Annotated in this window: 6 protein-coding genes; 2 read left to right on the forward strand and 4 right to left on the reverse strand. The window is 63.7% G+C overall.

Annotated features, from left to right (window positions below; genetic code table 11):
• Window positions 1-40: 40 nt before the first annotated feature.
• From glgB to ACF8MI_RS20150, 3 genes are all read right to left on the reverse strand, one after another.
• Window positions 41-2,251: a 1,4-alpha-glucan branching protein GlgB gene (gene glgB, locus ACF8MI_RS20140; protein ID WP_200928642.1), complete on the reverse strand. Its 2,211-nt coding sequence runs from the start codon at window positions 2,249-2,251 to the stop codon at window positions 41-43.
• Complete coding sequence (gene treS / locus ACF8MI_RS20145) at window positions 2,248-5,568, reverse strand: maltose alpha-D-glucosyltransferase (RefSeq protein ID WP_060497785.1); 3,321 nt, start codon at window positions 5,566-5,568, stop codon at window positions 2,248-2,250. The genes glgB and treS overlap by 4 nt, the downstream gene beginning before the upstream one ends.
• Window positions 5,569-5,709: 141 nt before the next feature.
• On the reverse strand, window positions 5,710-7,728 hold the full coding sequence (locus tag ACF8MI_RS20150; protein WP_104834307.1) for an alpha-1,4-glucan--maltose-1-phosphate maltosyltransferase: 2,019 nt from the start codon (window positions 7,726-7,728) through the stop codon (window positions 5,710-5,712).
• Window positions 7,729-7,867: 139 nt separating this feature from the next.
• Between ACF8MI_RS20150 and ACF8MI_RS20155 the strand changes: the two genes are divergently transcribed.
• Window positions 7,868-8,029, forward strand: coding sequence for a hypothetical protein (locus ACF8MI_RS20155; RefSeq protein ID WP_015271006.1), 162 nt, complete (start codon window positions 7,868-7,870; stop codon window positions 8,027-8,029).
• Window positions 8,030-8,127: 98 nt separating this feature from the next.
• Here ACF8MI_RS20155 and ACF8MI_RS20160 read toward each other — a convergent pair whose 3' ends face one another.
• Entirely contained in the window at window positions 8,128-9,810 is a 1,683-nt protein-coding gene (locus tag ACF8MI_RS20160; RefSeq protein ID WP_060497787.1) for an AMP-binding protein, read from the reverse strand.
• A 320-nt stretch (window positions 9,811-10,130) separates the two neighbouring features.
• On the opposite strand from ACF8MI_RS20160, the gene ACF8MI_RS20165 reads away from it, so the two are divergent.
• Window positions 10,131-11,294 (forward strand): isovaleryl-CoA dehydrogenase, encoded by a 1,164-nt coding sequence (locus ACF8MI_RS20165; RefSeq protein ID WP_104834305.1) that lies wholly within the window; start codon window positions 10,131-10,133, stop codon window positions 11,292-11,294.
• Window positions 11,295-11,307 lie beyond the last annotated feature (13 nt).

Below are 11,307 nucleotides of genomic sequence, written 5' to 3' on the forward strand. Positions count from 1 at the left end.
CCTGTGCCATTGTTGGGGCTGCGCAGCAGCCCCAACAATCTCAAGCCGGTTTCATTATCAGTACCCCAAGCGGCGGCAAGTTGAGGGCTAGCGACAATGGCTGCCCATGACTGGCCACTGCCTCACTGGCCACCACCCCCAGATTGCCCACATTAGACCCGGCATACAGCTCAGCATCGCTGTTCAACAACTCCTGCCAACGCTCACCAAAGGGCACGCCAATCCGATACCCCTCACGCGGCACCGGGGTGAAGTTGGCCACCACCAGCACCGGCTCGCCACTGCTGCTCCAGCGCAACCAGGCGTACACGCTGTTCTGCGCATCATCACCGATTAGCCACTGGAAGCCCTGCGGCTGGCAGTCCTGCTCATGCAGTGCGGGCACCTCGCGGTACAGCCGGTTAAGATCGCTTACCAGCCGCTGCACGCCTTGGTGCTCGGGGTACTGCAACAGGTACCAGTCCAGTTCGCTGTCATGGTTCCACTCACGCCACTGGCCGAACTCGCAGCCCATGAACAGCAGCTTCTTGCCCGGGTGCGCCCACATGAAAGTGAGGTAGGCACGCAGGTTGGCGAACTTCTGCCAGCGGTCGCCGGGCATCTTGTCGATCAGCGAATGCTTGCCATGCACCACTTCGTCGTGGGAGATGGGCAGGATGAAGTGCTCGGAGTAGGCATAGATCAGCCCGAAGCTCATCTCGTTGTGGTGATAGGTGCGGTGCACCGGGTCGTTCTGGATGTAATGCAGGGTGTCGTGCATCCAGCCCATGTTCCACTTGTAGGCAAAGCCCAGCCCGCCTTGCTGGGTGGGCTGGCTGACACCGGGCCAGGCGGTGGACTCCTCGGCGATGATGAGCGCGCCCGGGGCCTCGTGGGCCGCCACGCCGTTGAGGTGGCGGATGAAGTCGATGGCTTCCAGGTTTTCACGCCCGCCGTAGCGGTTGGGCACCCACTCGCCGGCCTTGCGCGAGTAGTCGCGGTACAGCATGGAAGCCACCGCATCGACCCGCAGGCCATCGATGTGGAAGTGCTTCAACCAGTGCAGGGCCGAGGCCATCATGAAGCCGCGCACTTCGTTGCGGCCCAGGTTGTAGATCAGGGTGTTCCAGTCCTGGTGGTAGCCCTCCAGAGGGTTGTCGTATTCGTACAGGGCGGTGCCGTCGAAGCGCGCCAGGCCGTGTTCATCGGTGGGGAAATGCGCAGGCACCCAGTCCAGCAGCACGCCAATGCCGCCCTGGTGGCAGGCATCGACGAAGGCGGCGAAGTCCTCGGCACTGCCGTAGCGAGATGTAGGCGCGAACATCGACAGCGGCTGGTAGCCCCAGGAGCCGCCGAACGGATGCTCCATGATCGGCAGCAGTTCGATGTGGGTGAAGCCCAGTTGCTGCACGTAAGGCACCAGGCGCTCGGCCAGTTCGCGCCAGTTGTAATAGCGCCCGACTTCGCCCGCTTCATCCAGCTCGCAGCGCCACGACCCGGGGTGCAGCTCGTAGATCGAAAGCGGCGCGTTATAGGCATGGCGCTGCGCGCGCTGTGCCATCCAGTCGTGGTCCTGCCAATCGTAGCTCAGCGCATGGGCAACCTTGGACGCGGTGCTCGGCGGCAATTCGGTGGCGCGGGCCAGCGGGTCGGCCTTCAGCGGCAGAATACCCTCCTTGCCCAGCACCTCAAATTTGTAGGTTTCGCCCACGCCCAGGCGCGGCACGAACAGCTCCCACACCCCGGCGCTGTGGCGCAGGCGCATGGGGTGGCGGCGGCCGTCCCAATTGTTGAAATCACCGACTACCGACACCCTGCGGGCATTGGGCGCCCACACCGAGAAGCACACGCCGTCGATGCCCTCGACCTGGATCGGCTGGGCGCCGAAACGCCCGGACAAATCGCGGTGGTTACCTTCGGCGAACAAATAAAGGTCCATGTCGCCCAGCTGTGGGCCGAAGCTGTAGGGGTCTTCAGTCACCTGCTCGCCGCCGGCCCAGCCGATGTGCAACAGGTAGGGCTGTGCCTCATCAAGGTGCGCGCTGAACAACCCAGGCAGGCTACCCTGCTCCATTTCGGCAAGAATGCGCCCGTCATGCCGCGCCAGGATGCGCACATTCAGGGCGTTGGGCAGAAAGGCGCGAACCACCTGCCCGCCCGCGCCGTCGCCATGGGGGCCGAGTACCGCAAATGGATCGGCGTGTTCGGCGCGGGCCAGGGCGTCGAGGTCCCGTTGCCGAAGGCCACCGTTTTCACGCGTTGTAACGTTCATTCTGACTCTCCCCAGGTACTGATCAGTCCATGCAGGCCATGCAAAGGCACGGCCAGCCAGCTTGGACGGTTCTCGGCTTCGTATGTAATTTCGTAGGCGGCTTTTTCCAGGCAGAACAGTTCCAGTGCGGCGCGCTCGCCCTGGGCCTGTTGCCAGGCATGGGGCATGGCCGCGGTGGCCAGGCCATAGGCTTCGACGAAGGCGTGGCGCGACTGATGCAGGTACTGCCGGGCAACCCGCTGACGCGCCTGGCGCGCCGGGCCGGAAAGGTCGACCGCAGACGCGCTGCGCAAGATCATGGCAGCAGCATAGTCGAAGGATCGCAGCACGCCGCTCACATCCTTGTACGGGCTGTGTTTAGCCCGGCGCTCTTGCAGTGGGCGGGACGGTTCGCCTTCAAAATCGATCAGGTAAGCGTCGCCCTGCACCACCAGCACCTGGCCCAGATGGAGGTCGCCGTGCACGCGCATCAGCAGGCCACCCTGGGCCTGCCCGGCCAGCTGGCTGATGTGTTGGGCCAGGCCGTCGCGTTGTTGCTGCAGGTCGTCGACCAAGGCCTGGCTGTCACTGTCGAGGTTGTCGCGGTGCTGGGCCAGCACGTCGAGGGCGCGCGTCAGTTCGGCGCTGATCTGCGTGGCCCAGTGCTGGCTGTCGCTGGCATCACTGGGGCGCGGGCGGAACGCCTCATCGTCGGTGGGTGCGGCCAGCAGCAGGTGCATTTCACCCAGGCGCTGCCCAAGCAAGGCGGCGAAGCCGCTGAGTTCGGCCAACGCGTCGGTGTGCGGCTCGACATCATTGGCGGTGGGCTCCATCTGGTCGCGGATCGCCCGCTCCAAGGTGTTCTGGGTCCAGGCCCAGGCATCGCCCTGGTTGTTCAGGTAGCCCTGGGCAATCATCAGCAAATGGGGCGTATGTTGTTCGTCTACCCGGCTGACCCAGGCCAGCAACGGCGAGATATTGGCAAAGCCGGCAGCGGTGAGGTAGGCACTCATTTCCAGTTCGGGGTGGATACCCGGGTTGACCCGGCGGATCAGCTTGAGCACCACCCGGTCGCCGATCACCACCGAACTGTTGGACTGTTCGGCGCTGAGGTAACGCACTGCACTTTCGTCGTTCAACGCCAGGCCTGCCAACGGCGCCGTGCTTTCGAAACGCAGCTCACCCTCGCCGTTGCCACACGGCAGGCTAATGCCCTCCTGGCAGGCGCGCAGCACGGCGCGGATGAAAGGTTCGAGGACGAAGGCATCGGTGATCAGGCCGACCTGATGGGCGCGGCGCACCCGCGACAGGGCCAGTTGCTGCGGCAGCGCGGTGTTGATGTCCTCTTCACGCAGCAGGCCGAACGGCAGCTGATACCGATTGGCCGTGCCGTCGCTGAGCACTTCGATTTCGCTGAGCAGAACCGGCGTGGTGGCGGTGCCGAAGCGTACGCCGTAGCACAGCCTGACGGCGTCGATTGGCCCTTCCTTGCCCGCGAACCAGCGCCGTTTTGGCAGGTATTGCGGCAGGATGCTGTGTTGAAGGGTGTCGCTTGACGGAGCCTCCAGCAATTCTTCCAAGCGTTTGCGCAGCACTAGCGTAGTCAATTCGGGTAACCCCTCGGTGGCCTGGACGTGCCAACTGGGCATGCGGTCGTGGGGAGTCAGCAGGAACCAGTAGAAGGCATAGGGTGGCAAGGTGAGCAGGAACGGCAACTGGCCTATCGGCGGGAAGGCGCTGCCGCCGAGCATCTCCACCGGTACTTTGTCGGCGTAGTGTGACAATTCCAGTTCGGCGGCCTGGGCGGCACGGGAAACGTTGGCCACGCACAGGATCACCTCGGTATTGCCTTCAGCATCGGTGTGCTCGCGGATATAGGCGAGGATGCGCCGGTTGCTGGGCGTGAGCGTGCGCAAGCTGCCGCGGCCAAAGGCCTTCTGCTGCTTGCGCACCGCCAGCATGCGCCGCGTCCAGTTCAGCAATGAATGCGGGTCGTGGCTTTGGGCTTCGACGTTGACGGTCTGGTAGCCGTACAGCGGGTCCATGATCGGCGGCAACACCAGGCGCTGCGGGTCGGCACGCGAAAAGCCGCCGTTGCGGTCTGGCGACCATTGCATGGGCGTGCGCACCCCATCGCGATCACCCAGGTAGATGTTGTCGCCCATGCCCAGTTCGTCGCCGTAGTACAAGGTCGGTGTGCCGGGCATCGACAGCAGCAGGCTGGTGAGCAGCTCGATACGCCGGCGGTCACGCTGCAGCAGTGGCGCCAGGCGTCGGCGGATCCCCAGGTTGATGCGGGCGCGGCGGTCTTCGGCGTAGTAGTTCCACAGGTAGTCGCGCTCACGGTCGGTGACCATTTCCAGGGTCAGCTCATCGTGGTTGCGCAGGAAGATCGCCCATTGGCAGTTGGCGGGGATTTCCGGCGTCTGGCGCAGGATGTCGGTGATCGGAAAACGGTCCTCCATGGCCAGGGCCATGTACATGCGCGGCATCAGCGGGAAGTGGAAGGCCATGTGGCACTCGTCGCCTTCGCCTTCGCCGAAGTACGGCCGGGTGTCTTCGGGCCACTGGTTGGCCTCGGCCAGCAGCATGCGATCGGGGTAATTGGCGTCGATCTCGGCGCGGATGGCCTTCAGGACATCGTGGGTTTCTGCGAGGTTTTCGTTGTTTGTGCCGTCGCGTTCGATCAGGTAGGGGATGGCATCCAGGCGCAAGCCATCGACGCCCAGGTCGAGCCAGAAACGCATGACGCCGATCACCGCCTTGAGCACCTGCGGATTGTCGAAATTGAGGTCGGGCTGGTGCGAATAGAAGCGGTGCCAGAAGTACTGGCCGGCGACCGGGTCCCAGGTCCAGTTGGACTTTTCGGTGTCGAGAAAGATGATGCGCGTGCCGTCGTACTTCTGGTCATCGTCGGACCACACATAGAAATCGCGCGCCTTGCTGCCGCGCTTGGCATGGCGGGCACGCTGGAACCACGGGTGCTGGTCGCTGGTGTGGTTGATGACCAGCTCGGTGATCACCCGCAGGCCGCGCTTGTGGGCCTCGGCGATGAAACGACGGGCGTCAGCCAGGCTGCCGTAATCAGGGTGCACGGCCTTGTATTCGGCGATGTCGTAGCCGTCGTCGCGCCGTGGCGAGGGGTAGAACGGCAGCAGCCACAAGGTGTTGACGCCCAGCTCGGCGATGTAGTCGAGCTTGCTGATCAGGCCGGCGAAGTCGCCGATGCCGTCGTTGTTCGAATCGAAGAACGACTTGATGTGCAGCTGGTAGATGACGGCGTCCTTGTACCACAGCGGGTCGTCGATGAAGGCTGCCGGGCGGGAACGCTTGGCCATGGGGGACTCCTCTCTGTCCTCGGTTTCGCACTCTCTCTGTGGGAGCGGGCTTGCCCGCGAACACCGGCGAAGCCGGTGCCATAGACCGCGGCGCCTGCTTCGCGGGCAAGCCCGCTCCCACAGGGGATGTGGTGTGCCGTACTAATGGGCCTTTTCGATACGCCAGATACCGAATGGCTGGTGCCAGGGTTCGATGCGCATGAACTGGGTCTTGCCGTACCACGACCAGCGATGACCGTTCATCAGGTCTTCGCCATGGGTTTCGGCGTTGTCGTCCAGGCCCAGCTCCCACAGCGGCAGCTCGAAATGGGCCTCCTGGGCGTTGTGCGGGTCGAGGCTGATGGCCACCAGGATGTAGTTGTCGCGCTCGGGAGTGCGTTTGGCAAAGTACAGGATGTTGTCGTTCCAGCAGTTGAAGAACGCCACGCCCAGGTGGGTCTGCAAGGCGCGGTTCTGGCGGCGGATGCGGTTGAGCTGGGCGATCTCGGCAATGATGTTGCCGGGTTGGGTGAAGTCCCGTGGGCGGATTTCGTATTTCTCCGAATCCAGGTACTCCTCCTTGCCCGGCAGCGGCGTGCCTTCGCACAGTTCAAAGCCCGAATACATGCCCCACAGGCCCGAGCCCATGGTGGCCAGTGCGGCGCGGATGAGGAAGCCGGCACGGCCGGAGGTATGCAGGAAGTACGGGTTGATATCCGGCGTGTTGACGAAAAAATTGGGCCGGTAGCACTGGCTCCACGGCGGCTGGTTGAGCTGCTCGTAGAACTCGCGCAGCTCCTGTTTGGTGTTACGCCAGGTGAAATAGGTATAGCTCTGCGCATAGCCGACCTTGCCTAGCCGCGCCATCATGGCCGGCCGGGTGAAGGCCTCGGCGAGGAAGATCACGTCCGGATGCCGGGCGCGCACGTCGGCAATCAGCCATTGCCAGAACGGCAGCGGTTTGGTGTGCGGGTTGTCGACACGGAAGGTTTTCACGCCCTCCTCCACCCAGCCGATGATCACATCGCGCAGGGCCAGCCACAGGCTCGGCACCGCGTCGGGGGCGTAGAAGTCGACGTTGACGATGTCCTGGTACTTTTTCGGCGGGTTCTCGGCATAGCGGATGGTGCCGTCCGGGCGCCAGCTGAACCAGCCTGGGTGCTCCTTGAGCCAGGGGTGGTCCTGGGAGCACTGGATGGCGAAGTCGAGGGCGATCTCCAGGCCGTGCTCGGCAGCCGCAGCCACCAAGCGGCGGAAGTCGTCGCGGCTGCCCAGTTGCGGGTGAATCGCATCGTGGCCACCTTCTGCGCTGCCGATGGCGTAAGGGCTGCCCGGGTCGCCCGGCTGGGCCGTGAGTGCGTTGTTGCGGCCTTTGCGGTGTTGCATGCCAATGGGGTGGATGGGCGGGAAGTACAGCACGTCGAAGCCCATGTCGCGGATCATCGGCAGGCGTTCATGCACATCGTTGAACGTGCCGTGGCGCTTGGGGTCGTCAGTGATCGAGCGTGGGAACAGCTCGTACCAGCTGGCAAACTGGGCTGCCGGGCGGTCGACATCAACGGGGAATTCACGGCTGCGGGCCAGGTAGCTGCGGTGTTCGGCCTCACTCATCAGGCGTGCGGTGGCCGGGTCGAGAAACAGCGCTACCTGGTCGTCGGTGCCGAGTGTGGCCAGGCGCTGCTGCGTGGCCTGTAGTTCATCACGCAGGGCGCCTTTGCACAGGTCGATGCCTTTGCCCAGCATCAACCGGCCCTCTTCCAGCTCCAGCGTGACCTCGACACCGGCGTGGTACTTTTTCTCCAGGTCGTGGCAATAGGTGGCGAAGGGGTCGACCCAGGCTTCGATGCTGAACAGGTGTGGGCCCAGCTCGGTGGGGGTGAATTCGGCCAGCCAAAGGTCGTTGCCCGGTGAGTGCATGGGCACGCAATGCCAGCGCCGGCTGTTGGCCTGCCGCCAGCTGAGCATCACCGCCAGGCGATCGTGACCATCGCAATAGACCTTGCTGCTGACCGCCACCGGCTGGCCGCTGATGGCCTTGGCGGCGAAGGTGCCGGCTTCGAGCACGGGTTGGGTGTCTTCGATCACGATACGCGGCGCCAGCAGCGCCTGGGACAGACTGATGGCCTGGTTTGCGTGATCATTCGCCGTGGGCACGCTTTCAAAGGGCTCGTTACGTGACATCGACCTTGCTCCCTCAGGCTGGTGGCGGTAAGGGTTCAGAGCCGGGCATACACGCGGGGTTCAAAAAAATTGAGCGAACGGCAGCTGCGCGAAGTCGAAGCCTGCAGCCCCTCTTCATTCACCCACGCGAGGTCAGGCCATGAACATTCCCATTCCACCGGAAACCCCCGATCCCAACATCGACGACCCCAGCTTGCCGCCGCCCGTGCCGGAAGAAGAGCCGGACGAATTGCCGATCAAGCCGACTGTGCCACCGACAGTGGGCGACCCGCCGAGTCAGGAGCCGCCGGTGAAAGCCTAAGGGTAGACCAGGTTTTTGCACTGGCAGGTATGCTCCCACAGGGACCGCGCGGCACCCTGTGGGGGTTTACCCGCGAAAGGGCCGGCACAGCCAGTACATCAACCCGCTGATACCGCCGAAATCTCCGCCACACTGATCTCCCGCATGCGGAACTTCTGCACCTTGCCCGTCACCGTCATCGGGTATTCGTCAACGAAACGGATATGCCGTGGCACCTTGAAGTGTGCGATGCGTGCCTTGCACCAGCCCAGCAGCTCTTCCACGGTGGCGCTGTGCCCAGGGTGCAACTTGATCCAGGCGACAATTTCTTCACCATAGCGGCTGCACGGAATGCCGATCACCTGCGCATCGGCCACCGCCGGGTGGGTGTAGAAGAACTCTTCCAGCTCACGCGGGTAAATGTTCTCACCGCCACGAATGATCATGTCCTTGTTGCGCCCAACGATGCGCACGTACCCGTGCGCGTCCATCACCGCCAGGTCGCCCGAGTGCATCCACCCCGCCGGGTCGATGGCGTCCGCCGTGGCTTGAGGGTTGTTCCAGTAACCCAGCATCACGCTGTAACCACGGGTGCACAGCTCGCCGATCTCACCGCGCGGGACGATGCAGCCGTCGGCGTCCACCAGTTTGTTCTCCAGCTGCGGCTGGGTGCGGCCGACGGTGGTCACGCGCAGCTCCAACTCATCATCGGGGCCGGTTTGCAGCGATACCGGGCTGGTTTCGGTCATGCCGTAGGCAATTTGCACTTCGGCCATGTGCATCTGGTCGATGACCCGGCGCATGACTTCGATCGGGCAAGTGGCACCGGCCATGATGCCGCTGCGCAGGGTCGACAGGTCCATTTGCGCACGCAAAGGGTGGTCGAGCATGGCGATGAACATGGTCGGCACGCCGTACAGGATGCTGGCACGCTCCTCGGCCACGGCGCGCAGAGTGAGCTCGGCGTCGAAGGCATCGTTGGGGTAGATCATGGTGCTGCCGTGGGTGATGCAACCGAGGTTGGCCATGACCATGCCGAAGCAGTGATACAGCGGCACCGGGATCACCATGCGGTCGTGCTCGGTCAGGCCCAGGCTTTCGCCGACCATGAAGCCGTTGTTGAGGATGTTGTAGTGGCTGAGCGTGGCGCCTTTGGGCGCGCCGGTGGTGCCGGAGGTGTACTGGATGTTCACCGGCTGGTCGAACTGCAGGCTTTGCTGACGAGCGGTATAGGCTTCTGTCGAGGTCTGTCCTGCCCTCTCAACCAGCGCTTGCCAAGGCAGGAAGCCGCCAGGCGGGTTGGCCGCCAGGCTGATGACCCCGCGCAACTCGGGCAGGCGCTCGCAGGCCAGTTCACCTGGCGTGGCACTGGCCAGTTCCGGCGCCAATTCCTGGACCATGGCGTGATAATCGGAGGTCTTGAAGGCATCGGCGCACACCAGCCAGCGGCAGCCGGACTGGCGCAACACGTATTCCAGTTCGCCCACGCGGTAGGCGGGGTTAATGTTGACGAGAATGGCGCCGACCTTGGCGCTGGCCAGCTGCAGGATGCACCACTGCGCGCAGTTGGGTGACCAGATGCCGACCCGGTCCCCAGTGTTGACGCCCAGGGCCATCAGGGCGCGGGCATGGGTATCGACCTGCTCGCCCAGCTGTCGCCAGCTGTAGCGCAACCCCTGATGACGCGACACCAGCGCCTCGCTGTCAGTACAGCGGGCCACGGTGGCATCGAAGGCCTGGCCGATGGTCTGGGTCAGCAAGGCTTGGTCCTGGCGACCGCGGGTATAGCTCGGTTGACTCATGGGTGTCCCTTCTTGTGGTTGTTCTGGGCACGGCTGAAGCAGCGGGAATACTCTGGCGCAGATTTACGTTTACGTAAAGGTGATGAGTAGATTGACAGCGATCGCATGCAGGTTTACGTTAACGTAAAGGTGATCAACAGCACCGGCCTTGCTGGCATGGCACCGACCCTGTGGGAGCGGGTTCACCCGCGAATGCGATCAGTCAGGCAATGACGGTGACCCTGCTGAAGCATTCGCGGGTGAACCCGCTCCCACAGGGCCGGTGTAAAGGCCTTGAGCGACGGTGTAACCCAATTTCAAGAACAAGAAGGTGCCCCAGCATGCATTACCCCTCCCTGAACTTCGCCCTGGGCGAAACCATCGACATGCTCCGCGACCAGGTCCGCGCCTTCGTCGCGACCGAACTGGCCCCGCGCGCCGCACAAATCGACCACGATAACCTGTTCCCCGCCGACATGTGGCGCAAGTTCGGCGACATGGGCCTGCTGGGCATCACCGTGCCGGAAGAGTACGGCGGCGCCGGCCTGGGCTACCTGGCCCACGTGGTGTCGATGGAAGAAATCAGCCGTGGCTCGGCCTCGGTGGCCCTGTCGTACGGCGCCCACTCCAACCTGTGCGTCAATCAGATCAACCGCAACGGCACCCATGAGCAGAAGCTCAAGTACCTGCCCAAGCTGATCAGCGGCGAGCACATCGGCGCGCTGGCCATGAGCGAGCCCAATGCCGGCTCCGACGTCGTGTCGATGAAGCTGCGTGCCGAGAAGCGCGGCGATCATTATGTGCTCAACGGCAGCAAGACCTGGATCACCAACGGCCCCGACGCCAACACCTACGTGATCTATGCCAAGACCGACCTGGACAAAGGCCCGCACGGCATCACCGCCTTCATCGTCGAACGTGACTGGAAAGGTTTCAGCCGCAGCAACAAGTTCGACAAACTGGGCATGCGCGGTTCCAACACCTGCGAGCTGTTCTTCGACAGTGTTGAAGTGCCGCAAGAGAACATTCTCGGCCAGCTCAACGGTGGCGTGCGCGTGCTGATGAGTGGCCTGGACTACGAGCGCGTGGTGCTGTCCGGCGGCCCGACCGGCATCATGCAAAGCTGCATGGACCTGGTGGTCCCCTACATTCATGACCGCAAGCAGTTCGGCCAGAGCATCGGCGAGTTCCAGCTGATCCAGGGCAAGATCGCCGACATGTACACCCAGCTCAATGCCAGCCGTGCCTACCTGTACGCCGTGGCCCAGGCCTGCGACCGTGGCGAGACCACCCGCAAGGACGCCGCCGGGGTCATCCTGTACACCGCCGAACGCGCCACGCAAATGGCCCTGGAGGCGATCCAGATTCTCGGTGGCAACGGCTACATCAACGAATTCCCGGCCGGTCGCCTGCTGCGCGACGCCAAGCTGTACGAAATCGGTGCCGGCACCAGCGAAATCCGCCGGATGCTGATCGGCCGCGAACTGTTCAACGAAACCCGCTGAACATAAAGGACGG

This window comes from Pseudomonas sp. yb_9, assembly GCF_043103635.1.
Classification (GTDB): Bacteria; Pseudomonadota; Gammaproteobacteria; order Pseudomonadales; family Pseudomonadaceae; genus Aquipseudomonas; species Aquipseudomonas monteilii.